We start from the raw sequence: 24,119 nt of genomic DNA, 5'->3' as shown, positions 1-24,119 counted from the left end.
CCACTATTGTTATTCGAAGCTTAGCAATCCTTTTTTTAATGCATATTTCACAAGCTCCGGTCTTGTTTTCAGTCCCAGCTTTTCCATGACATTGCTCTTGTGGCTTTCCACTGTTTTCACGCTGATAATTAGCTGTTCGGCAATTTCCTTGTTGCTGTAGCCCTTGGCGATCAAGCCGAGAATCTCCTTCTCACGCTCCGACAGCGCCTCATACGTATCGGTATTATCGCCGCGCTTCAGCTTCTCCAAGTATTCTCCCATGAGTCGCTTTGTAGCGGTCGGATACAGATAGGCGTTACCCGCGGCAACGGAACGGATCGCGGAGAGCAGCTCTTCATGCGGCGCGCTTTTCAGAATATAGCCTGATGCACCGGCATGGATGCCGCGGAACAAGTACTCATCATCATCATGCATGGTGAGAATGAGTACCGCTACGTCCGGAAACAGCTGCTTCAGTTCGGCCGTGGCCGTTAAACCGTCCTTCCCTTGAGGCATATGGAGATCCATCAGCACAACATCGGGGCGCAGTACGCTGACCGCCTGAATCGCTTCATCGCCGTCAGCGGCTTCCCCAAGGACCTGCATATCCTCTTTTCCATCCAGCAGCATTTTCAGTCCCGACCGGACCACCGCGTGGTCGTCCACCAGCAGTATTTTTACCATTCTGCCCATTCCTCCGTCCTGCCCGTTATTTCACCGTAGCTTCTATCTTACCTAAATAAAAGAACCCCTGCAATCCTTTCATTGCAGGGATTCTTATGGGGTTCCTACCAAAATCGACTGTATTCTGTCCATATACCTACTCATAACGGTAAGTTCGCTCTCTCCGTACTTCCCGGAGGAACGTCTCGCGATAAGCAGCACTCCGTAAATTTGGTCTCCCCGAACAAGCGGTATCGCAGTAGCCGCATGCAGCTGCTCAGCTGTCATTAATGGACAGTCTGTCGGCAGAGGAACCGACCAACTTGCCGGTTTGCCGGTTCGAAGCGCCACTCCTCCAGGTCCAACGCCCGGTTTCAGGGTCATATGCTTATAACGATCATTGCGGTTACCGTATGCATACCTCCAGCGTATGCGCGTTTCATGCTCCTGAACAAGAGATATTGCGGAGAAATCGCTGCAAGTATCCCGGCACAGGCTTTCCAGCTCTTCGGTGACTTGATGCTTTAGTTGAGGCATGTCTCCGCCTCCTTCCGCTAATAACAAGGATATTCTTATTGTAGTCCTAAAGCGGGTTTTTGTAATTCAGGGAAAACCCCGAAAACTTGCTAAGGGAATTCCCCCTGTACGGGGTAGGGGAAATAAGGTCTTTTCCTGTGATTTTTCTCACATCAGAATAGGGAGAATCCCCCCTGCAAAATCAGGTGATGCCCCGATGTGAAAAACATCACTGCCGTTATATGATTACCTTAACGAATTCACCTGAGGGGGAAACGACAATGGCAGCAGCACAAAACTTGAACGGAATCCTGGATGTCATCTCGGCAGAAAGCTTCGATAAGCTGAGAGGCATTATGTATACAAAGCAAATGGAGAAGGGCTCTTACCTGTTCTGGGAGGGCGATTCGGCGGATAAGCTTTACTACATTATTAGCGGACGAGTGCGGACAACGAAAACAACGGACAGCGGCAGAAGCCTTACGATGTATCTGCACCAAACCGGAGATTTATTCGGTCAGATGGACCCTTTCAAGGATTCCATGCATACCTTCAGTGCCGAAGCAACCGAGGATTGCAAAATCGGCATTATTCAGCGCAAGGATCTTGAGGTGCTGCTTTGGCAGCACGGGGATCTGGCGGTAGAGTTTATGAAGTGGATGGGCCTGATGCACCGTCTGACGCAAACCAAATTCCGCGACTTGATGATGTTCGGTAAAACAGGCGCCTTGTGCTCGCTGCTCATCCGTCTTAGCAATTCCTATGGCGTGGCGCGTAAGGATGAGATTTTTATCGATATCAAAATGAACAACAGCGAAATGGCGGATATGATCGGGGCAACCCGCGAGAGCGTGAACCGGATGCTGAGCGACCTGAAGAAGGACGACGTGATAGAATATGAGGACGGCCATGTCGTAATAAAGGATCTTGCTTATCTTCGGGATGTATGCCGCTGTGAGAATTGCCCTAAGGAAATTTGCCGGATGTAACCGCGATGCTGCAAAGACATGATTAGCTTGCTGGAGCCTTGAGCCCAGGGGCGGATCATGTCTTTTTTGTTGTTGCGTTGGATAGAAAGTCGTGCTAAGATAAAACCACAGAACCAAAATGTTATTTTAGTCACGGAGGTGTGGAAAATGATCCAAAAGGATCCTCGAAAGGCAAAGATTATCGAAGCCGCGCAAAAGACCTTTGCACTTTTTGGATATAAGGGCACGACTGTGGATCAGATCGCTAAGATGGCCGGGGTCGGAAAGGGAACGATTTACAATTTTTTTGAGAATAAAGAAGAGCTTCTGGGCGCCATCATAGAAAACTTAATTGTTGAAATGAGGAAGGTCGCGGATGCGGCTCTCGCCGAGGAAGTCCATCTATTCGACAGGCTTCATCGGGCAATATACGGAATCCTCATGTTCCGTAAGGAGCACGAAGTGATCATCCGGCTTTCGCTCGAAGTCAATGAACTAGGATCAGCTGTTGCTCAGAATGCGCTTAGAACGATCGAGTACGAGGTTGTCGGCTACATTCGCAATCAGCTGGAGAAGGCGGTGGCCGGCGGCAGGATTCGTCCGTGCGATCCGGAGATTACAGCATTTGTTCTGCTCAAACTGTACGTATCTCTCGTATTCGATTGGGAGAAGCGCCATGAGCCGCTTTCGAATGAAAGGATATCCGAATTGATTCGTTTGTATGTTATGGAGGGTTTGGCCCGACCTGAATAGGGCTATTTCTTTTTGCTTTAATCCTAGGAGGGGATTTCTTTGAAAATTATTCGACCAATGGTCTATTCATTATTTGCCGCCATGATCGGCACGGGGTTTTTCTTTTTGCACACGGGACAGGTAGATAGCAGTACAGGTGCCCAGCGTAACGGAGCGACAGCTTATATTGAGGCTACACAGGTAAGTGCGAGCTTTAAGGTGGGAGGACGCGTTACCGAGCTGCTGGTGAAGGAAGGCGATACGGTTAAGCAGGGGCAGCCGATCGCCCGGCTTCAGAGCAACGAGATCGAGGCCAAGGTCGCCCAGGCGAAAGCGGCGGTAGGCTTGGCTCAGGGTAAGATTGCTGAAGCTACGGGAGCTGAGGCGGGGGCCTTGGCCAAGAAGCAGCAGGGTGCCGCAGCGGTTCAGCTCACCGCGGAAACCGCCGAGCAGCAGGTCGCTCAGGCGCAGGCAGCGGTGCAAGCCGCTGAAGCGAAGGTGCAGGCGCTGAAGAACGGTGCGCGGCCTGAGGAGAAGAAGCAGGCCGAGGCTCAACTGAATGCGGCCAAGGAAGTGTACGATGTCGCCGAGCAGTCCTTGAAGCGAATGAATACGCTGCTCGCCGAGGGACTGATCGCCAAAGCTGATGCCGATAAAGCCAAGGTAAGCTTCGAAGAGGCTAAAGCCAAATACGAGCTGGCTCAGCAGCAAGCGGCACTTGTCAACCAGGGGCCGCGTCCAGAGGAAATTCAAGGTGCGGAAGCGATGCTGAAGCAGGCTCGCGCGTCTCTCCGGTTGGCGGAGGCAGGCAGGGAGCAGGTGCGGATTCGCCAAGGGGACGTCGCTGCGGCAGAAGCAGCCGCCCGGCAAGCGCGCGGCGCCATACAGTCGGCCGAATCCGGTAAGCTGCAGGCCGAGGCATCACAATTGGAGGCGGAAACGTATCTCAGCTACACCGAGCTGCTGGCCCCGGCCGACGGCATCATTGTTGCCCAGAATGCACAGCTTGGTGAGCTTGTAGGCTCCGGGTTCCCGATATACACCGTGGAGGCTTCCGGCAGCCGCTGGGCCAAGTTTTATTTGCCCGAAACCGAGCTGACGGGCTTGAAATCGGGGGACAACGTCTCGCTCAAGCTGGCGGCGACAGGTGCCGCGGTTCAAGGGAAGGTTCAATTGATTGCCCCGGCGGCGGATTTTGCCGTGAAGAAGGCAACGCACGCCGCGGGAGATACCGATATCCGTTCCTTTGGGGTGAAGATTGAGCTGACGGAGGTTCCCGAAAATACAGCTACAGGCATGACCGTGCAATGGGCAGGGCGTGCGGAAGAGGGTGTCCGGCCATGAAGGTTGGGTCTGTCATTGTTGAGGAATGGAAGAACATTGTAAAAGACCGCAGGTTGTTCGCGATTCTTTTCCTGATTCCGATCGCATATACGGTGATGTTCGGATATATCTACGTCAACCATAAAGTGACGGAGATGAATACGGTGATTTTCGACGCCGATCAAAGCCAACTGAGCCGGCAGATCATTCAGGCGTTTGATCAGCATGAGACCTTCAAGGTAGTCGGGGAGAAGGACACGGAGGAATCGGTAAAGCAGGCATTGAGCGAAGGCAGCGCCAAGGTAGGCATCATTATCCCCGCCGGACTGGAATCCAAGCTCAAGCACGGAGATACGCCGCCGGTCCTTGCCCTTGTGGACGGAAGCAATATGCTGATCTCCAATGGTGCCACCCGCGGCGCCAATGAGGTGATCAGTACCTTCAGCGCCGGAGTCACCATGAAGAAGCTGCAGCAGCAAGGACTTCAGGATGAGCAGATCAGCTCGACGCTGGCGGCGATCCCTTTTCGGTACCGCGTTATGTACAATCCGACCTTTAACTACAGCGATTTTATGATATATGGTTTGATCGGAGCTATCCTGCAGCAGGTGCTGCTGCTTGGTATTGCTTTGGCGGTAACGCGTGATAAGGAGCAGGGAACCTGGGACCGGTTTCGGGAATGGATGCACAACCCATGGCGGATTGCTTACGCGAAGTCGGCTCCGTACTTGCTGATCGGGCTGCTGAACGCCACTATCGCTCTGCTCATCGCGCTGTATTGGTTTCATTTGCCTTTTCACGGTGCTGCCGTGGCAATGCTTCTGCTTGTTGCCGGCTTCACGTTTGCTGTGCTTGGGATCGGCTACTTGGTCAGCCTGATTTCAGGCAGCCAGCTGGCGTCGACCCAAACGGCCATGCTGATTGCGGTCCCTTCGTTCCTGCTGTCGGGGTTTACATGGCCCTTCGAGGCAATGCCCTCCGGCTTGGCGACGGCAGGCAAGCTGCTGCCGTTGACGTATTTTCTCGATGGGGTAAGGAATGTCATGGTGAAGGGAAATGACCTTACTTCCGTCTATCGTGACTGTGTGGTGCTTGGATTGATGGGGTTGGTTACGTATTTTGTTTCGTTTCTGCTCACCCGCTTTGTCGTCTTCCGCAAGAAATCTTCTGCGGAGCCGGCGGCAGCCGTGGATTCAACTCTTGCAGTTTAGCTTGAAATTAGGAGGAATATGATGATGTATCAAAAATGGATTGCTGCCTTGTTAAGCACTGCTGTAATCGCAGCCGGGGTCCAGGTTCCTTATGCCGTGAAAGCGGAGCCGGCTGTTTCCGTAGTTTCAACTACCGGGCTGGATCAATTCAGCAGCTTGGATCTCGATACCGTTCTGCAGCGCGGGTTGGATAAGTCGTACAATCTTCCTCTTCTGACGTTAAAATATATGGCTCAAGGACATAAAAAGGACGATCTCAATGCCCAGCGCGACGAACTGGGGGGCGCTTCATCCGCAACCGTGCATTTGCCTGAGAATGCAGCTGAATTTAGTGCGGTTATGCCCGGGATGAAGCCGCAGGAAGAGCTTTGGCTTGGTCCGCTAAGCGGAACCAATAAGGTCATCAACCAAATGGTGCAAGGTCAAGCGGTTATGGTAGGCGAGGTGAATGCTTTCATCTCGCAGCAAAGGGAGCAGATGAGATCGGCTGCCCATCAGCTCGAAGCGGATCAGCAGAACACTCTCCTTCAGACGGATGAGGCGAAGGAAGGCATTCGTCTGCAGCTGACATCTCAATACGTACAGCTCTTAGCAATGCGAAAGCAGCAGGAACTGATGAACGGATACGAGTCGGTATTGCAGAAGGATCTGGTGCGTGCTCAGCGGCTTCATGCGGAAGGTCTTGCTTCTGATGAAGAGGAAAGAACGGTTGCGAAGCAGCTCCGCAAGCATCAGGATGATATGAAGATGCTGCAGCATCAGCTTCAGCTCGGGCTGGTGCAGCTGTCCTTTGATTTGGGCATTGCCTACAACCCTAATCTCGTTCTTCGAGACGTTCCAGCCGACGGCTACGGACCGGTATCGAAATTGAATACTTCCGAGCTGGTGGAAGCTTCCTACCCCATGAAGACAGCCATGAATCAAGTAACGGAAGCTGCGTGGCAGGCCTCGAATACGGTGACTCAGAATACGTACGGTCAAGCTTACTTAGGCGATCAGACGGCGATCAGTTCCTTGAAGCTGCAACAAACCCGACTTGAGCTCAGCCGCAAGGTAGAAGCCACTTATACGGAAGCGGAGCAGGCCTTTGAGGCTTGTTTGACCGAAGAGCGCAATGTACAAGACGCGAAGCTGGATTATGCGAGGATGAAATCCCGTTATGAAGCGGGTCTGATTTCGGCCCATGATCTACAAAAGCTTCAGTTTAAAATCACGCAAAGTGAAACTGCCTTAACCTTGGCGAAGCTCAAATATTTTGCCGTAAGCAAGAAAGCATCCGCTATGGAAAAGGGTCTCATTATATAATAAGTTAGTTCCGGCAACAGCATAGGAAGCTCCTTCTTGGGGAACGATGAAAATAAATCATTTCCGAGTCAAGGAAAGGAGCTTTTCCTAATGACCATGAAGCTGCTTGTTAAAATGATGTTAAACGGTCTGGTGCTGATTCCATTTTTGTATTTGACGACGAACGCTACGATTTTCCAAATTGTGATGTCATCCTTAGGCTTAAGCCTGCTTGCTTTCTTTGTCGGCGATCAATGGATCCTGCAGGAGACCAATAACACGATGGCGACCGTTGCCGATGCAGGGCTGGTCGGGCTTTACTTATGGGCTCTGTCCGTGATGCTGAATTGGGGGCTTTCCGCCGGCGAGCTGATTGTTGGGGTACTGCTTCTAGGTGTAGTGGAGTATTTTTATCACCGAATGCTGCATCGTTGGGATGAAAAAGGACCGGTCTATTAATAGGACGCCATATGGCCGCTTTTCTGAGTTGATTTCAGCTTGGAGGCGGTCATTTTGTTTCTTTCAGCTGCATTTCCTTTCGAAGAAAAGAGTGACTGTCCTGCAGGATAGAGTCGAAACGATCGGCGGCAGCTGTACATTCCACAGATACCATGCCTTGATAGTTCATTTGCTGCAGCATATCAGATAAGCTTCGGAAATCAAAGCTGCCCTCACCGGGTGGCTTTCTTTCTGTATCCGCAACATGGATGTGCGCGATCCATTCCGCATGCCGCCGGATTTCCTCTAACGGCTCATTTTCCTCCATCATATGATAGACATCGGCAAGGGCCTGGATAACAGGCGAATTGATAAGCTGAGCCATGCGGACAGCTTCGGAGATACTGTTGATCAAGTTGGATTCCTTACGATTTAAGGGCTCGATAACAAGGGTTGCCCCGCATCCTTTGAACTCCTCATCGATTACGGAAAGCGTTTCCAAGAATTGCGTTTCTGCGCGCTCTCTCTCCCAGCACTCAGGAATATGACGTGACGCACCGCTTCCTAGAACAACAATGCGTGCTTTGGCTAGGCTAACGGCTTGGGCAGCCCGGGCAACATAATCCTTAATTCGATTCGGCTCCGCTTCCGGACCTACGATTTTTATGGTTCTAGGGAAAAAGATATTAAAAGCGGCCGTTGGAAGCGAGAGTGATAAAATTTCTTGAACCTGGGCATGATAGGCATCAGGATCCTCAAGTTGAAAAGCTGCTAAGGGGAGCTCGATAAAATCGTAGCCTGCCTGCCTAACTTTGTGAGCGTTTGTACTTCCACTGCACCAGCCTAACTTCATAGGTAGCACCAGCCTTTGCATTTTTGTTGTAGTGTAACAGCATGGAGTAGAGGCACGCCATGGAAGAATCGATTTTTCATTTGGTAAAATCGCTCCTATCGTGGATAATCTTGAACATTGCATAGCACGGGTGAACCATGTTATATTGTTACTCCTGCCGCAAGATGCGGTTCGGACAATCGATAGTGGCTCACAAGCAATTTGTGAAAGATTGGTTGTTGCAATATGTCGAATAAACATGATATATTGTAAATCCGGCCGCGAGAGCGGTTGATGCTATGAAGATCCACTTGCCAGAAATTGGCGGTTGATTCGACAAAGCTAACATGATATATTATAAGTCCTGCCGCTTAGCGGTTTGGAAATCAACATGAAATTGCCCTTTGAAAACTGAACAACGAGAGAGTGAAAATATAACGAATCGAAAGATTCGTGCTAGCTTTGAACATGAGCAAGTCGAACTTTACTTTATTGGAGAGTTTGATCCTGGCTCAGGACGAACGCTGGCGGCGTGCCTAATACATGCAAGTCGAGCGAGGGTCTTCGGACCCTAGCGGCGGACGGGTGAGTAACACGTAGGCAACCTGCCTGTAAGACCGGGATAACTACCGGAAACGGTAGCTAAGACCGGATAGATGGCTTCTTCGCATGGAGGAGCTTGGAAACACGGCGCAAGCTGTGGCTTACAGATGGGCCTGCGGCGCATTAGCTAGTTGGTGAGGTAACGGCTCACCAAGGCGACGATGCGTAGCCGACCTGAGAGGGTGATCGGCCACACTGGGACTGAGACACGGCCCAGACTCCTACGGGAGGCAGCAGTAGGGAATCTTCCGCAATGGACGAAAGTCTGACGGAGCAACGCCGCGTGAGTGATGAAGGTTTTCGGATCGTAAAGCTCTGTTGCCAGGGAAGAACGTTCCGGGGAGTAACTGCCCTGGAAATGACGGTACCTGAGAAGAAAGCCCCGGCTAACTACGTGCCAGCAGCCGCGGTAATACGTAGGGGGCAAGCGTTGTCCGGAATTATTGGGCGTAAAGCGCGCGCAGGCGGTCTTTTAAGTTTGGTGTTTAAGCCCAGGGCTCAACCCTGGTTCGCACTGAAAACTGGGAGACTTGAGTGCAGGAGAGGAAAGTGGAATTCCACGTGTAGCGGTGAAATGCGTAGAGATGTGGAGGAACACCAGTGGCGAAGGCGACTTTCTGGACTGTAACTGACGCTGAGGCGCGAAAGCGTGGGGAGCAAACAGGATTAGATACCCTGGTAGTCCACGCCGTAAACGATGAGTGCTAGGTGTTAGGGGTTTCGATACCCTTGGTGCCGAAGTAAACACAGTAAGCACTCCGCCTGGGGAGTACGCTCGCAAGAGTGAAACTCAAAGGAATTGACGGGGACCCGCACAAGCAGTGGAGTATGTGGTTTAATTCGAAGCAACGCGAAGAACCTTACCAGGTCTTGACATCCCTCTGAATGTCCTAGAGATAGGGCAGGCCTTCGGGACAGAGGAGACAGGTGGTGCATGGTTGTCGTCAGCTCGTGTCGTGAGATGTTGGGTTAAGTCCCGCAACGAGCGCAACCCTTGATTTCAGTTGCCAGCATTGAGTTGGGCACTCTGAAGTGACTGCCGGTGACAAACCGGAGGAAGGTGGGGATGACGTCAAATCATCATGCCCCTTATGACCTGGGCTACACACGTACTACAATGGCCGGTACAACGGGCAGCGAAGGAGCGATCCGGAGCGAATCCTTAGAAGCCGGTCTCAGTTCGGATTGCAGGCTGCAACTCGCCTGCATGAAGTCGGAATTGCTAGTAATCGCGGATCAGCATGCCGCGGTGAATACGTTCCCGGGTCTTGTACACACCGCCCGTCACACCACGAGAGTTTACAACACCCGAAGTCGGTGGGGTAACCGCAAGGAGCCAGCCGCCGAAGGTGGGGTAGATGATTGGGGTGAAGTCGTAACAAGGTAGCCGTATCGGAAGGTGCGGCTGGATCACCTCCTTTCTATGGAGTCCATGATGGCTGCAGGCCATCGGACATAATAGCTGACAACTGACATCGTTCCACGATGTAACAGTTGCAGCGAACTCACTCTCCTCGTTGTTCAGTTTTGAAAGGTGCAATGCCTTTCTGTACATAGGATGTTTTGCTTCGCTGAAGGCTGAAGGAATAACGGACTTTTAGGGCGTTATTTTGATGAAACAACAGCGAGAAGCTGGAATAACGGTTTTTCAGACCGCTATTTCGGCGAAAATAAGGCAAAACCGCTCCAAAATCGCGTTACAGCAGAAAATAACGGTTCGAAAGTCCGTTATCTGCCTCTGACCGATTCCAAAAGCGCAAATAGCGGTCTCAAAGTCCGTTATTGTGCGAGCACCTCTGGTAAATCTTGATGTTTGCATCGAAGATTGCGAGTGTGTTAAGATAACCTTCCTGCCGCGGTAATGCGAGCAGCGAAGAACAATCCTTGTTCCTTGAAAACTGGATATCGAAACAAAGCAAAATGTCGAAACATCTATACGATGTGATGATTGAGCGCATGCGAGATCATCAATCTTTTAGCTGCTAGTGAGAATGTCTTGAGTTTGGAGTGACTTTGTGCGTAGCACAACGGAACGGAGAACCAAGATCATTCGAACGATTGGTTAAGCTAATAAGAGCACACGGAGGATGCCTAGGCACCAGGAGCCGAAGAAGGACGTGGCGAACGACGAAATGCCTCGGGGAGCCGTAAGCAGGCTTTGATCCGGGGATGTCCGAATGGGGGAACCCGCGTGAGGTAATACTCACGTACCACACAGTGAATACATAGCTGTGTAGGAGGCAGACGAGGGGAACTGAAACATCTAAGTACCCTCAGGAAAAGAAAACAAAAGTGATTCCGTCAGTAGCGGCGAGCGAAAGCGGAACAGCCCAAACCAAGGGGCTTGCCCCTTGGGGTTGTAGGACGTCAATGTGAGTGCAGGTTGGTAGGCGAACAGGTCTGGAAAGGCCGGCCAAAGTGGGTAACAGCCCCGTAACCGAAAGCAACCGAGACTCTAGACGGATCCTGAGTACGGCGGGACACGTGAAACCCCGTCGGAATCCGGCAGGACCATCTGCCAAGGCTAAATACTCCCTGGTGACCGATAGTGAAGCAGTACCGTGAGGGAAAGGTGAAAAGAACCGCGGGAGCGGAGTGAAAAAGAACCTGAAACCGTGTGCTTACAAGAAGTCAGAGCTCGTTAATGAGTGATGGCGTGCCTTTTGTAGAATGAACCGGCGAGTTACGTTTACGCGCAAGGTTAAGGTGAGAAGCCGGAGCCGCAGCGAAAGCGAGTCTGAATAGGGCGAATAAGTACGTAGACGTAGACCCGAAACCGTGTGATCTACCCCTGTCCAGGGTGAAGGTGCGGTAACACGCACTGGAGGCCCGAACCCACGAATGTTGAAAAATTCGGGGATGAGGTGGGGGTAGCGGAGAAATTCCAATCGAACTCGGAGATAGCTGGTTCTCCCCGAAATAGCTTTAGGGCTAGCCTCGGGTGATGAGTCGCGGAGGTAAAGCACTGATTGGGTGCGGGGCCCGCCAAGGGTTACCAAGTCCAGTCAAACTCTGAATGCCGCAGACTTTAACCCGGGAGTCAGACAGTGAGTGCTAAGATCCATTGTCAAGAGGGAAACAGCCCAGATCATCAGCTAAGGTCCCCAAGTGTGTGTTAAGTGGGAAAGGATGTGGAGTTGCAAAGACAACCAGGATGTTGGCTTAGAAGCAGCCACCATTGAAAGAGTGCGTAATAGCTCACTGGTCGAGTGACTCTGCGCCGAAAATGTAACGGGGCTAAACACACCACCGAAGCTATGAGTCCAAATTTTGGGCAGTAGGGGAGCGTTGTAACAGCGGTGAAGGTTGATCGTGAGGACAGCTGGAGCGGTTACAAGTGAGAATGCCGGTATGAGTAACGAAAAGACAAGTGAGAATCTTGTCCGCCGTAAGCCTAAGGGTTCCTGAGGAAGGTTCGTCCGCTCAGGGTAAGTCGGGACCTAAGGCGAGGCCGAAAGGCGTAGTCGAAGGACAACAGGTTGAAATTCCTGTACCACCGTGAACCGTTATGAGCAATGGGGTGACGCAGAAGGATAGTGACGCGGACTGATGGATGTCCGTCCAAGCAGCGAGGCTGGTTAGTAGGCAAATCCGCTAACCGTAAGGCTGGGCTGTGATGGGGAGCGAAATTTTTAGTAGCGAAGGTCATGAGTTCAAGCTGCCAAGAAAAGCCTCTAGCCAGGGAGAAGGTGCCCGTACCGCAAACCGACACAGGTAGGCGAGCAGAGCATGCTAAGGCGCTCGGAAGAACTCTCGTTAAGGAACTCGGCAAAATGACCCCGTAACTTCGGGAGAAGGGGTGCCTCGGTAGGGTGAATAGCCCGAGGGGGCCGCAGTGAAAAGGCCCAAGCGACTGTTTAGCAAAAACACAGGTCTGTGCGAAGCCGCAAGGCGAAGTATACGGGCTGACGCCTGCCCGGTGCTGGAAGGTTAAGGGGAGCGGTTAGGAGCAATCCGAAGCTGTGAACCGAAGCCCCAGTAAACGGCGGCCGTAACTATAACGGTCCTAAGGTAGCGAAATTCCTTGTCAGGTAAATTCTGACCCGCACGAATGGCGTAACGACTTGGGCGCTGTCTCGACGAGAGATCCGGTGAAATTTTAATACCTGTGAAGATGCAGGTTACCCGCGACAAGACGGAAAGACCCCATGGAGCTTTACTGCAGCTTGATATTGGACTTTGGTACGATCTGTACAGGATAGGTGGGAGCCTAGGAAGCCGGAGCGCCAGCTTCGGTGGAGGCGCCGTTGGGATACCACCCTGATCGTATCGGAGTTCTAACCTGGCACCCTGATCGGGTGCGGGGACAGTGTCAGGTAGGCAGTTTGACTGGGGCGGTCGCCTCCTAAAGAGTAACGGAGGCGCCCCAAGGTTCCCTCAGAATGGTTGGAAATCATTCGAAGAGTGCAAAGGCATAAGGGAGCTTGACTGCGAGACAAACAGGTCGAGCAGGGACGAAAGTCGGGCTTAGTGATCCGGTGGTACCGAATGGAAGGGCCATCGCTCAACGGATAAAAGCTACCCTGGGGATAACAGGCTTATCTCCCCCAAGAGTCCACATCGACGGGGAGGTTTGGCACCTCGATGTCGGCTCATCGCATCCTGGGGCTGAAGTAGGTCCCAAGGGTTGGGCTGTTCGCCCATTAAAGCGGTACGCGAGCTGGGTTCAGAACGTCGTGAGACAGTTCGGTCCCTATCTGTCGCGGGCGTAGGAAATTTGAGAGGAGCTGTCCTTAGTACGAGAGGACCGGGATGGACGTACCGCTGGTGTACCAGTTGTCTCGCCAGAGGCACGGCTGGATAGCCAAGTACGGAAGGGATAAGCGCTGAAAGCATCTAAGCGTGAAGCCCCCCTCAAGATGAGATTTCCCAGTATGTAAGACCCCTTGTAGACGACGAGGTAGATAGGTTCGGGGTGGAAGCGCGGCAACGTGTGGAGCTGACGAATACTAATCGGTCGAGGGCTTATCCTATAAAGCATATGACATTTGCTGAAGTTTCGAATCCAGTTTTCAAGGCGCAAGTCGCTTTGGACAACAACCTAGATGTTTCTTGGCAGAAGCATCACGTTTGGTGATGATGGCGGAAGGGAACCACGCGTACCCATACCGAACACGACCGTTAAGCCTTCCAGCGTCGATGGTACTTGGACCGAAGGGTCCTGGGAGAGTAGAACGTCGCCAAGCAAAGAGTCCTTTGGGACACCGGAGGACTCTTTATTATGCCTTACCCGAATGACTCCGGATGGAAGAATTCGGACTTGCAAAGAGAATGACAACATGATATATTATGACTCCGCCGCTTGAGAGAGCGCAGCGGAACGCAACAAACATCGTGGATCTGACCTCGCAGGAATACCTCTTGGATGGAAAAACAAAAAGTTGCAAAACATAATGAAATATGCTACATTCCTTAAGCAGTGAAATTGCCCTTTGAAAACTGAACAACGAGAGAGTGAAAATAAAACGAATCTTCGGATTCGTGCTAGCTTTGAATGAGCAAGTCGAACTTTACTTTATTGGAGAGTTTGATCCTGGCTCAGGACGAACGCTGGCGGCGTGCCTAATACATGCAAGTCGAGCGAGGGTCTTCGGACCCTAGCGGCGGACGGGTGAGTAACACGTAGGCAACCTGCCTGTAAGACCGGGATAACTACCGGAAACGGTAGCTAAGACCGGATAGATGGCTTCTTCGCATGGAGGAGCTTGGAAACACGGCGCAAGCTGTGGCTTACAGATGGGCCTGCGGCGCATTAGCTAGTTGGTGAGGTAACGGCTCACCAAGGCGACGATGCGTAGCCGACCTGAGAGGGTGATCGGCCACACTGGGACTGAGACACGGCCCAGACTCCTACGGGAGGCAGCAGTAGGGAATCTTCCGCAATGGACGAAAGTCTGACGGAGCAACGCCGCGTGAGTGATGAAGGTTTTCGGATCGTAAAGCTCTGTTGCCAGGGAAGAACGTTCCGGGGAGTAACTGCCCTGGAAATGACGGTACCTGAGAAGAAAGCCCCGGCTAACTACGTGCCAGCAGCCGCGGTAATACGTAGGGGGCAAGCGTTGTCCGGAATTATTGGGCGTAAAGCGCGCGCAGGCGGTCTTTTAAGTTTGGTGTTTAAGCCCAGGGCTCAACCCTGGTTCGCACTGAAAACTGGGAGACTTGAGTGCAGGAGAGGAAAGTGGAATTCCACGTGTAGCGGTGAAATGCGTAGAGATGTGGAGGAACACCAGTGGCGAAGGCGACTTTCTGGACTGTAACTGACGCTGAGGCGCGAAAGCGTGGGGAGCAAACAGGATTAGATACCCTGGTAGTCCACGCCGTAAACGATGAGTGCTAGGTGTTAGGGGTTTCGATACCCTTGGTGCCGAAGTAAACACAGTAAGCACTCCGCCTGGGGAGTACGCTCGCAAGAGTGAAACTCAAAGGAATTGACGGGGACCCGCACAAGCAGTGGAGTATGTGGTTTAATTCGAAGCAACGCGAAGAACCTTACCAGGTCTTGACATCCCTCTGAATGTCCTAGAGATAGGGCAGGCCTTCGGGACAGAGGAGACAGGTGGTGCATGGTTGTCGTCAGCTCGTGTCGTGAGATGTTGGGTTAAGTCCCGCAACGAGCGCAACCCTTGATTTCAGTTGCCAGCATTAAGTTGGGCACTCTGAAGTGACTGCCGGTGACAAACCGGAGGAAGGTGGGGATGACGTCAAATCATCATGCCCCTTATGACCTGGGCTACACACGTACTACAATGGCCGGTACAACGGGCAGCGAAGGAGCGATCCGGAGCGAATCCTTAGAAGCCGGTCTCAGTTCGGATTGCAGGCTGCAACTCGCCTGCATGAAGTCGGAATTGCTAGTAATCGCGGATCAGCATGCCGCGGTGAATACGTTCCCGGGTCTTGTACACACCGCCCGTCACACCACGAGAGTTTACAACACCCGAAGTCGGTGGGGTAACCGCAAGGAGCCAGCCGCCGAAGGTGGGGTAGATGATTGGGGTGAAGTCGTAACAAGGTAGCCGTATCGGAAGGTGCGGCTGGATCACCTCCTTTCTATGGAGTCCATAATGGCTGCAGGTCATCGGACATAAACTCACTCTCCTCGTTGTTCAGTTTTGAAAGGTGCAATGCCTTTCAGAACTCTTGTTCCTTGAAAACTGGATATCGAAACAAAGCAAAATGTCGAAACATCTATACGATGGTTTATCGAGCGAATGCGAGATGAACAATCTTTTAGCTGCTAGTGAGAATGTCTTGAGTTTGGAGTGACTTTGTGCGTAGCACAACGGAACGGAGAACCAAGATCATTCGAACGATTGGTTAAGCTAATAAGAGCACACGGAGGATGCCTAGGCACCAGGAGCCGAAGAAGGACGTGGCGAACGACGAAATGCCTCGGGGAGCCGTAAGCAGGCTTTGATCCGGGGATGTCCGAATGGGGGAACCCGCGTGAGGTAATACTCACGTACCACACAGTGAATACATAGCTGTGTAGGAGGCAGACGAGGGGAACTGAAACATCTAAGTACCCTCAGGAAAAGAAAACAAAAGTGATTCCGTCAGTAGCGGCGAGCGAAAGCGGAACAGCCCAAACCAAGGGGCTTGCCCCTTGGGGTTGTAGGACGTCAATGTGAGTGCAGGTTGGTAGGCGAACAGGTCTGGAAAGGCCGGCCAAAGTGGGTAACAGCCCCGTAACCGAAAGCAACCGAGACTCTAGACGGATCCTGAGTACGGCGGGACACGTGAAACCCCGTCGGAATCCGGCAGGACCATCTGCCAAGGCTAAATACTCCCTGGTGACCGATAGTGAAGCAGTACCGTGAGGGAAAGGTGAAAAGAACCGCGGGAGCGGAGTGAAAAAGAACCTGAAACCGTGTGCTTACAAGAAGTCAGAGCTCGTTAATGAGTGATGGCGTGCCTTTTGTAGAATGAACCGGCGAGTTACGTTTACGCGCAAGGTTAAGGTGAGAAGCCGGAGCCGCAGCGAAAGCGAGTCTGAATAGGGCGAATAAGTACGTAGACGTAGACCCGAAACCGTGTGATCTACCCCTGTCCAGGGTGAAGGTGCGGTAACACGCACTGGAGGCCCGAACCCACGAATGTTGAAAAATTCGGGGATGAGGTGGGGGTAGCGGAGAAATTCCAATCGAACTCGGAGATAGCTGGTTCTCCCCGAAATAGCTTTAGGGCTAGCCTCGGGTGATGAGTCGCGGAGGTAAAGCACTGATTGGGTGCGGGGCCCGCCAAGGGTTACCAAGTCCAGTCAAACTCTGAATGCCGCAGACTTTAACCCGGGAGTCAGACAGTGAGTGCTAAGATCCATTGTCAAGAGGGAAACAGCCCAGATCATCAGCTAAGGTCCCCAAGTGTGTGTTAAGTGGGAAAGGATGTGGAGTTGCAAAGACAACCAGGATGTTGGCTTAGAAGCAGCCACCATTGAAAGAGTGCGTAATAGCTCACTGGTCGAGTGACTCTGCGCCGAAAATGTAACGGGGCTAAACACACCACCGAAGCTATGAGTCCAATTATGGGCAGTAGGGGAGCGTTGTAACAGCGGTGAAGGTTGATCGTGAGGACAGCTGGAGCGGTTACAAGTGAGAATGCCGGTATGAGTAACGAAAAGACAAGTGAGAATCTTGTCCGCCGTAAGCCTAAGGGTTCCTGAGGAAGGTTCGTCCGCTCAGGGTAAGTCGGGACCTAAGGCGAGGCCGAAAGGCGTAGTCGAAGGACAACAGGTTGAAATTCCTGTACCACCGTGAACCGTTATGAGCAATGGGGTGACGCAGAAGGATAGTGACGCGGACTGATGGATGTCCGTCCAAGCAGCGAGGCTGGTTAGTAGGCAAATCCGCTAACCGAAAGGCTGGGCTGTGATGGGGAGCGAAATTCAAGTAGCGAAGGTCATGAGTTCAAGCTGCCAAGAAAAGCCTCTAGCCAGGGAGAAGGTGCCCGTACCGCAAACCGACACAGGTAGGCGAGCAGAGCATGCTAAGGCGCTCGGAAGAACTCTCGTTAAGGAACTCGGCAAAATGACCCCGTAACTTCGGGAGAAGGGGTGCCTCGGTAGGGTGAATAGCCCGAGGGGGCCGCAGTGAAAAGGCCCAAGCGACTGTTTAGCAAAAACACAGGTCTGTGCGAAGCCGCAAGGCGAAGTATACGGGCTGACGCCTGCCCGGTGCTGGAAGGTTAAGGGGAGCGGTTAGGGGTTAAACCCGAAGCTGTGAACCGAAGCCCCAGTAAACGGCGGCCGTAACTATAACGGTCCTAAGGTAGCGAAATTCCTTGTCAGGTAAATTCTGACCCGCACGAATGGCGTAACGACTTGGGCGCTGTCTCGACGAGAGATCCGGTGAAATTTTAATACCTGTGAAGATGCAGGTTACCCGCGACAAGACGGAAAGACCCCATGGAGCTTTACTGCAGCTTGATATTGGACTTTGGTACGATCTGTACAGGATAGGTGGGAGCCTAGGAAGCCGGAGCGCCAGCTTCGGTGGAGGCGCCGTTGGGATACCACCCTGATCGTATCGGAGTTCTAACCTAGCACCCTGATCGGGTGCGGGGACAGTGTCAGGTAGGCAGTTTGACTGGGGCGGTCGCCTCCTAAAGAGTAACGGAGGCGCCCCAAGGTTCCCTCAGAATGGTTGGAAATCATTCGAAGAGTGCAAAGGCATAAGGGAGCTTGACTGCGAGACAAACAGGTCGAGCAGGGACGAAAGTCGGGCTTAGTGATCCGGTGGTACCGAATGGAAGGGCCATCGCTCAACGGATAAAAGCTACCCTGGGGATAACAGGCTTATCTCCCCCAAGAGTCCACATCGACGGGGAGGTTTGGCACCTCGATGTCGGCTCATCGCATCCTGGGGCTGAAGTAGGTCCCAAGGGTTGGGCTGTTCGCCCATTAAAGCGGTACGCGAGCTGGGTTCAGAACGTCGTGAGACAGTTCGGTCCCTATCTGTCGCGGGCGTAGGAAATTTGAGAGGAGCTGTCCTTAGTACGAGAGGACCGGGATGGACGTACCGCTGGTGTACCAGTTGTCTCGCCAGAGGCACGGCTGGATAGCCAAGTACGGAAGGGATAAGCGCTGAAAGCATCTAAGCGTGAAGCCCCCCTCAAGATGAGATTTCCCAGTATGTAAGACCCCTTGTAGACGACGAGGTAGATAGGTTCGGGGTGGAAGCGCGGCAACGTGTGGAGCTGACGAATACTAATCGGTCGAGGGCTTATCCAAATAAAGCTATATGACATTTGCTGAAGTTTCGAATCCAGTTTTCAAGGTGCAAGCCTTGTAATATGGGGCCATAGCTCAGCTGGGAGAGCGCCTGCCTTGCAAGCAGGAGGTCAGCGGTTCGATCCCGCTTGGCTCCACCATTATTCCCTGATAGCTCAGTTGGTAGAGCACTCGACTGTTAATCGAGTTGTCACAGGTTCGAGTCCTGTTCGGGGAGCTAATGTGCCCCACAAAGTGAAGAGAAGCTCTGTAGAGTATTCCGATTACTTTGTGGGGACCCCAAAACCATGGAGAGGTGTCCGAGAGGCCGAAGGAGCACGATTGGAAATCGTGTAGGCGTCACAAGCGTCTCGAGGGTTCGAATCCCTCTCTCTCCGTAGCAGTACCCTATGATGGGATAAGAACCCTTGGGTTCGTCGAAGCATAAGCTTCGATAGCGATACGTCGCAGTCTCATCACGGAGTGATGAGTATCCCTCTCTCTCCGTAGCAGTACCTTAACATGGCGGCGTAGCTCAGCTGGCTAGAGCGTACGGTTCATACCCGTAAGGTCGGGGGTTCGATCCCCTCTGCCGCTATTCATACCAAGCCGCTGTAGCTCAATTGGTAGAGCAACTGACTTGTAATCAGTAGGTTGGGGGTTCAAGTCCTCTCGGCGGCACCATTGTTTCACTCGGAGGCTTAGCGAAGTGGCCAAACGCAGCAGACTGTAAATCTGTTCTCGTACGAGTTCGGTGGTTCGAATCCATCAGCCTCCACCACTTATTATTTCATGCGCGCGTATGGCGGAATTGGCAGACGCACCAGACTTAGGATCTGGCGGGAGACCGTGGGGGTTCAAGTCCCTCTACGCGCATTCATGTGCCCTTAGCTCAGCCGGATAGAGCGTTTGACTACGAATCAAAAGGTCGGGAGTTCGAATCTCTCAGGGCACGTCCTTTAACAGCAAAGAGTCCATCGGGTAGACCGGAGGGCTCTTTTTTGCGTTGCGTTTATTTGCTAATCATAAATCCACCATTCCGGTAGGATACTACATCACATGAGTACAGCGGCATGGGAGGGTATATCCTATGAAAAAAATAACGGTTACCTGCTTGTGCTTCATCCTATTCCTGCTGTGTATCCAAGCAAATACCATAGCGGCAGTATCAAGTAATACAACAACAAGTGAACAGCCCCACCCTCCCGCGGAAAGCACGGATGCTGCTACCCTGAGAGAGAATGCTTATCGGTCCGGCAGGGGCACCGTTTCCGGCGGAGCCAGAGGCGGAATTACGCGCTCTCCGGCCGCTACACCGGGCACCGGCTATACCACCGGTCCTAGGAACCCAAGCAACCGTGTAACCAATCCTTCAACAAACCCATCATACGGGAACCGAGGGGGAGGCTTCGGGCTTGGTGGATTATTTGGGGGCTTTGCCGCCGGAACCCTGCTTGGCAGCTTGTTGAATCCTTTCGGCTTTGGAGGCTATGGCTATGGGGGCGGCTTTTCGATAGTAGGCCTTCTGTTCTGGGGTGTAATGCTTTACTTCCTATTCCGGCTATTCCGTCGGATAAAAGGTCAGAGAAGATGAAGATAAGTTTTAACGAGCAGGATTTAATTGATGCGGTAGGCCGTTGGGGAGCGGATCGCGATCGAAGAGATCCGATGGATGCTCAGGTGGAGCTTCGCTTTCAGGGAAGTACAGGAATTACGGCTGAAGTTACATGGAAGGACCGAACAAAAGGTCCCCTCCATCTTACGGAGGAAGACATTATCGATAGCACGGCGGACTACTTGTCCCGGCAGCACTTGTTCCCACCAGACCGACTGACAATAGAAGTGATGTATGATCCAGAAGAAGGCTTTGCCGCCGAAATCATAGTACTGTAAACAAGGGTCTCTCTTCCTTCAGAGGGACCTTTTTTCTTACTTAAAAAGAAAAGCTCAACTGTACAGGCTGCTCTTCTTGATGCTGCACGGGGGCAGCCTTACGTTCGAAAGGCTCGTTAACCGGAATCCGATACTTCGAGAATAAACGTTGAATCCGTGCTTTGGTTTCCGTACGATAGGAGTCCTTAGCATATACGGAGCCTTGATAGAGCTGCGCGTAGCCGGGTACATATTGGGGATAATGGGTTCTGAGCGTCTGAAAGAACCAGCTTTTTACTTCCGAAGTGTTTAGCCGAAGAATGGAGCTCATGACAAATTTTACATTGGCTTCGGAGGCGGATCGAATTAAGCTTTCCATGGAATCCTCGTCATCCGTTAAGAAGGGAAGAATGGGTGCCATAAAAATCCCCGCATGAAACCCCTCTTCGACCAGCCGGCTTACGGTTTCCAATCGCAATGCAGGGGAAGGCGTAAAGGGCTCAAGGTTTCGCCACACAGACGGATCTAAAGTATTTATGCTTATATTAATGGAGGTGATGTTCATTTGCTTTAAAACATCAAGATCCCTCAGAATCAAGGGGGACCGGGTTGTGATACTGACGGGAACTTGGTACTCAGACAGTAGCTCTAAGCATTGCCTGGTGAGCTTCATTTTGGCTTCAATAGGCTGATAAGGATCCGTTGCGGTTCCGATCGCGACTTCGCGCTGAACTCCGCTTCTAGACCGCCTCCACTTATCGAGCTGCAGCCGTAATGCTTCCGCCGCGTTTTCTTTATATACAATATGATGTTGAAAGGTATCGTCCGCTTCCATCCCTAAGAAGGAATGCGTTGAACGTGCATAGCAAAAGCTGCAGCCGTGCTGGCAGCCTCGATATGGATTCAATGACCAATCAAAAGGCATAGCCGGAGATTTGACGGCAGTAAGCATTGTTTTAGCTTGTATAGGCTCAAAAACGGTTTTTTTCCCCATAAGATTCTCCAATCCAACCAAATACGAATATATGTTCTTATCATAACCAAACAGTCATTCATAAGCAATGGAAATAAAAACAAAAACCACCCTTAGAGAGTGGTTCTTCGGGTCATGGCGACAGGTCGGATGGCGCAGGGACATTATCTTCGTAGGCAAAGTTGCCTACATCTTGTTCCGGTAAGGAATTCAGGTGCGCATGATCCAGCTTTCCATTGAAATCAAGCAGATCACTGGTCATGTGAGTAATAACGTCCTTTAACTGCTTTAGAGTTTGAAATGCCTGCTTCGCTTCATAGGCTTTTGGTTGAGCCTGAGCTTGCACTTCGGGTTCCAACGTTTCAAATGCGTCCTTATCTCCAATAACTGCCGACCGGTAAAATTCCGCAGCTTGCTCCATCAACATATCGGTATCCTTGGAGCATTGTACGCACCAGGCTCTGAGCTCGGTCACTTGCTTCCTGCGTTGCTCCAGAGTCTGGTCTGATATTTGTTCAATGAAAGGAAAGCCGTTCAATTGCGCAGCAATTTCACGAAGCATTATCGACAGCTCGTTTAACTGGGTTGCAGCTACAGCATCAATTCCGTCCAAGGAATCCGCCAGTTCCACAGCATACGTGCTGCGTTCCGCCAAAGAAGCTATTTTATTATTGTTCATGATCCGTCCACCTTCCCGAGCAAGAATGGTTCTCACAGCTAACGGTCATATGATTTTCTAATTCAAATTGAATTATTCTAGGGACAGGCAGGGAAAGCTGATAACAGGAGGCGGATGTAATGGCTAGAAGAAGCGGAAGACGACCGGTAGTGCCGGGAGCAGGGCATGGACTCGATCAATTCAAAGCCGAGGTTATGCGCCGTCAAGGCTACATGACCAATCCGGCCAGACCGGATCTTGTAAAATACGAGGTTGCACGTAACCTGGGAATACCGCTCAGCCCGGAAGGAAATCAAAACCTAACCACCGAACAAGCCGGCAAGGTAGGGGGGCAAATCGGGGGTACCATGGTTCGCGAGATGATCCGAATGGCGCAGGAGCAGCTGGCAAGACGCAAGTAGAAAAAAGCTCCGGAGGTAATCCTAATAAAAGGACAACTTCCAGGAGCTTTTTCCATTATTGCTGATCCTTGTGCTGAGCTTCGTAATCCTCGGCATACTCGTGCAGCGATTTTATTTTCCCATGGGGGTGCTGAGCTTGCTTACGGCTTTTCCAAGCGGCCTCTTGACGTCGTTTCTGATGGCTCATCGGAAAGCACTCCTTTATGAGATAAGATAACTGCATTACCTAGGATGGCAGGATACGTTCAGCTTTATGCTGCGGCTGGGCATCAAGATCATGGGTTTCGTAAAGACAAAATTACGTAATCTCTTTGTCTTCACGGTTTTCATTCAGATGCAAATCCTGTAAGCTATATCGATGCTCCCACAAAAATTCCATATCATAGTTTGTAGAATCTTTAAGAATAAACTCCAGCAGTAAGGTGGAAAAACAGATCAGAATGGAGGCGAACAGCACCAGCCACATGAAAAACTCGATCATAAGCTCCATCGGCGAAGGGCTCCTTTCGCAACAGGATACTAGCATTCTATGAACGAGTCTTAAGATTCATGATAAATAGACAAAAAACCCACGGATGCCTATCCATGGGCGCTTGAAGCTTTTACCAATAGCTTGCTACTTCTTCCCGCAGCCAGGCTTTGGCCCGATGCAGCTTGGAACGGATCGTATTTTCGGGGATGCGAACATGCTCGGCGATCTCCTTGTAGGTTAAATTTCTTTTCCAGCGAAGCTCGAAAATGGCGCGGGTATCGGGCTTCAGATCACAAAGCTTCTCCATCACCGCTTGGGAAAGCAGCTTCAGTTCAACCTCTTTGGCAACATCCTGCCCGCTGGTCACTGTGAATTCAAGCTCTTGCTCCGCGGGAAGCCCTCGTCTATTTTTACGTAAATAGGAAATGCTGCAGTTACGAGCCGTAGTCCTGATCCAGGCGCGGACTCGTGCTTCTTCTGGAAAATCCGGCATCCTATCGATGGTACGAAGCAGCGCCTCATGGATAACATCCTCTGTAGCCGCATGGTCACGTAACGATTGATAGATATAAGGGTAGACGAATTGATAATATTCGTGATAGAGGAGGGACTGCTGGCTTTCCGGTAAATTGTAATATTTAGACGACAAGGACAATAACGAACAACACAATTTAAGAAAGCCTCCTTTAATAACGATCAGCACTATCGTAACATACCAGCATATGGAAATGAATGATAGAATACTAACATTTTACCAATATATAAAGTAGGACTTTCGCAGGATGAGGTAAGAGAAGAGGCTTACTGACGGAAGGATCCAACGGGGCTAGAATCAAAAATGGAACCGTCACTCGTGTCAAGAGTTCGGTTCCATTTCTTTTTGTGTTTATTCTCTTGTCTGCGTAGTCTTTCATCCCGGGTAGGTGTGACCCGTTCCACTGGAACAATTCCATTCCAATGCAATCG

17 protein-coding genes, 8 tRNA genes and 5 rRNA genes are annotated in these 24,119 nt (G+C 51.6%); 22 read left to right on the top strand and 8 right to left on the bottom strand.

All coding sequences use genetic code 11. From position 1 onward, the window contains the following. Nucleotides 1–9: 9 nt before the first annotated feature. Nucleotides 10–663: a response regulator gene (locus RAC89_RS05270; protein ID WP_284641035.1), complete on the bottom strand. Its 654-nt coding sequence runs from the start codon at nt 661–663 to the stop codon at nt 10–12. A 93-nt stretch (nt 664–756) separates the two neighbouring features. Next, nucleotides 757–1,179: a GAF domain-containing protein gene (locus RAC89_RS05265; protein ID WP_306612225.1), complete on the bottom strand. Its 423-nt coding sequence runs from the start codon at nt 1,177–1,179 to the stop codon at nt 757–759. Between the two features lie 260 nt (nt 1,180–1,439). On the opposite strand from RAC89_RS05265, the gene RAC89_RS05260 reads away from it, so the two are divergent. The 6 genes from RAC89_RS05260 to RAC89_RS05235 all read left to right on the top strand — a co-directional run bounded on the left by RAC89_RS05260 (nt 1,440) and on the right by RAC89_RS05235 (nt 7,135). After that, entirely contained in the window at nt 1,440–2,147 is a 708-nt protein-coding gene (locus tag RAC89_RS05260; RefSeq protein WP_284641033.1) for a Crp/Fnr family transcriptional regulator, read from the top strand. Between the two features lie 147 nt (nt 2,148–2,294). Beyond that, nucleotides 2,295–2,879, top strand: coding sequence for a TetR/AcrR family transcriptional regulator (locus RAC89_RS05255; RefSeq protein WP_306612223.1), 585 nt, complete (start codon nt 2,295–2,297; stop codon nt 2,877–2,879). A 39-nt stretch (nt 2,880–2,918) separates the two neighbouring features. Then, entirely contained in the window at nt 2,919–4,202 is a 1,284-nt protein-coding gene (locus RAC89_RS05250; RefSeq protein ID WP_306612221.1) for an HlyD family secretion protein, read from the top strand. Then, nucleotides 4,199–5,392: an ABC transporter permease gene (locus tag RAC89_RS05245; protein WP_306612220.1), complete on the top strand. Its 1,194-nt coding sequence runs from the start codon at nt 4,199–4,201 to the stop codon at nt 5,390–5,392. Before RAC89_RS05250 ends, RAC89_RS05245 begins: the two co-directional genes overlap by 4 nt. 21 nt (nt 5,393–5,413) lie before the next feature. Further along, a complete protein-coding gene (locus tag RAC89_RS05240) occupies nt 5,414–6,697 on the top strand; it encodes a TolC family protein (RefSeq protein WP_306612219.1) in 1,284 nt (427 codons plus the stop codon). 90 nt (nt 6,698–6,787) lie between these two features. After that, on the top strand, nt 6,788–7,135 hold the full coding sequence (locus RAC89_RS05235) for a DUF2512 family protein (protein ID WP_306612217.1): 348 nt from the start codon (nt 6,788–6,790) through the stop codon (nt 7,133–7,135). A gap of 49 nt (nt 7,136–7,184) precedes the next feature. On the opposite strand, the gene RAC89_RS05230 is transcribed toward RAC89_RS05235, so the two are convergent. Beyond that, nucleotides 7,185–8,207: a sugar phosphate isomerase/epimerase family protein gene (locus RAC89_RS05230; protein WP_306612216.1), complete on the bottom strand. Its 1,023-nt coding sequence runs from the start codon at nt 8,205–8,207 to the stop codon at nt 7,185–7,187. Nucleotides 8,208–8,435: 228 nt separating this feature from the next. On the opposite strand from RAC89_RS05230, the gene RAC89_RS05225 reads away from it, so the two are divergent. The 15 genes from RAC89_RS05225 (at nt 8,436) to RAC89_RS05155 (ending at nt 20,649) form a co-directional block, all read left to right on the top strand. Further along, nucleotides 8,436–9,970 (top strand): 16S ribosomal RNA (locus RAC89_RS05225). 639 nt (nt 9,971–10,609) lie between these two features. Then, nucleotides 10,610–13,522: ribosomal RNA gene (locus tag RAC89_RS05220) — 23S ribosomal RNA — on the top strand. Nucleotides 13,523–13,618: 96 nt separating this feature from the next. Next, a 5S ribosomal RNA gene (rrf, locus tag RAC89_RS05215) occupies nt 13,619–13,735 on the top strand. Between the two features lie 329 nt (nt 13,736–14,064). Beyond that, a 16S ribosomal RNA gene (locus RAC89_RS05210) occupies nt 14,065–15,599 on the top strand. A gap of 265 nt (nt 15,600–15,864) precedes the next feature. Then, a 23S ribosomal RNA gene (locus RAC89_RS05205) occupies nt 15,865–18,777 on the top strand. Together the 16S, 23S and 5S rRNA genes with 8 tRNA genes alongside form the textbook arrangement of a ribosomal RNA operon. A gap of 64 nt (nt 18,778–18,841) precedes the next feature. Next, a tRNA-Ala gene (locus RAC89_RS05200) sits at nt 18,842–18,917 on the top strand. Nucleotides 18,918–18,921: 4 nt separating this feature from the next. Further along, a tRNA-Asn gene (locus RAC89_RS05195) sits at nt 18,922–18,994 on the top strand. A 72-nt stretch (nt 18,995–19,066) separates the two neighbouring features. Further along, nucleotides 19,067–19,154: transfer RNA gene (locus RAC89_RS05190), tRNA-Ser, on the top strand. A 126-nt stretch (nt 19,155–19,280) separates the two neighbouring features. Further along, nucleotides 19,281–19,354 (top strand) — tRNA-Met (locus tag RAC89_RS05185). A 10-nt stretch (nt 19,355–19,364) separates the two neighbouring features. Continuing rightward, a tRNA-Thr gene (locus RAC89_RS05180) sits at nt 19,365–19,440 on the top strand. 11 nt (nt 19,441–19,451) lie between these two features. Beyond that, nucleotides 19,452–19,537: transfer RNA gene (locus RAC89_RS05175), tRNA-Tyr, on the top strand. 15 nt (nt 19,538–19,552) lie between these two features. Next, nucleotides 19,553–19,632 (top strand) — tRNA-Leu (locus RAC89_RS05170). Between the two features lie 5 nt (nt 19,633–19,637). Further along, a tRNA-Arg gene (locus RAC89_RS05165) sits at nt 19,638–19,711 on the top strand. Between the two features lie 135 nt (nt 19,712–19,846). Beyond that, entirely contained in the window at nt 19,847–20,350 is a 504-nt protein-coding gene (locus RAC89_RS05160; RefSeq protein ID WP_306612214.1) for a hypothetical protein, read from the top strand. Continuing rightward, nucleotides 20,347–20,649, top strand: coding sequence for a DUF2653 family protein (locus RAC89_RS05155; RefSeq protein ID WP_306612212.1), 303 nt, complete (start codon nt 20,347–20,349; stop codon nt 20,647–20,649). Before RAC89_RS05160 ends, RAC89_RS05155 begins: the two co-directional genes overlap by 4 nt. Before the next feature lie 40 nt (nt 20,650–20,689). Here RAC89_RS05155 and RAC89_RS05150 read toward each other — a convergent pair whose 3' ends face one another. Next, on the bottom strand, nt 20,690–21,553 hold the full coding sequence (locus RAC89_RS05150; RefSeq protein ID WP_306612211.1) for an SPL family radical SAM protein: 864 nt from the start codon (nt 21,551–21,553) through the stop codon (nt 20,690–20,692). 181 nt (nt 21,554–21,734) lie between these two features. After that, the gene (locus RAC89_RS05145) at nt 21,735–22,280 is read right to left on the bottom strand and encodes a hypothetical protein (RefSeq protein WP_306612210.1); all 546 of its coding nucleotides are present in this window, start codon (nt 22,278–22,280) and stop codon (nt 21,735–21,737) included. Between the two features lie 119 nt (nt 22,281–22,399). Here RAC89_RS05145 and RAC89_RS05140 point away from each other — a divergent pair, with 119 nt between their 5' ends. Further along, the gene (locus RAC89_RS05140) at nt 22,400–22,681 is read left to right on the top strand and encodes an alpha/beta-type small acid-soluble spore protein (protein WP_284641022.1); all 282 of its coding nucleotides are present in this window, start codon (nt 22,400–22,402) and stop codon (nt 22,679–22,681) included. A gap of 55 nt (nt 22,682–22,736) precedes the next feature. Here the strand turns inward: RAC89_RS05140 and RAC89_RS05135 are convergent, their stop codons facing one another. The 3 genes from RAC89_RS05135 to RAC89_RS05125 form a co-directional block, all read right to left on the bottom strand. Further along, nucleotides 22,737–22,868 (bottom strand): DUF6254 family protein, encoded by a 132-nt coding sequence (locus tag RAC89_RS05135; protein ID WP_284641021.1) that lies wholly within the window; start codon nt 22,866–22,868, stop codon nt 22,737–22,739. Between the two features lie 111 nt (nt 22,869–22,979). Next, nucleotides 22,980–23,171: a hypothetical protein gene (locus RAC89_RS05130; protein ID WP_306612207.1), complete on the bottom strand. Its 192-nt coding sequence runs from the start codon at nt 23,169–23,171 to the stop codon at nt 22,980–22,982. A gap of 112 nt (nt 23,172–23,283) precedes the next feature. Beyond that, nucleotides 23,284–23,802, bottom strand: coding sequence for an RNA polymerase sigma factor (locus tag RAC89_RS05125; RefSeq protein ID WP_306612205.1), 519 nt, complete (start codon nt 23,800–23,802; stop codon nt 23,284–23,286). Nucleotides 23,803–24,119 lie beyond the last annotated feature (317 nt).

The sequence above is a fragment of the Paenibacillus sp. GD4 genome (assembly GCF_030846225.1).
GTDB lineage: Bacteria > Bacillota > Bacilli > Paenibacillales > NBRC-103111 > Paenibacillus_G > Paenibacillus_G silviterrae.
The sequence above is the reverse complement of the archived record's forward strand: the minus strand, read 5'-3'. Positions and strand labels throughout refer to the sequence as shown.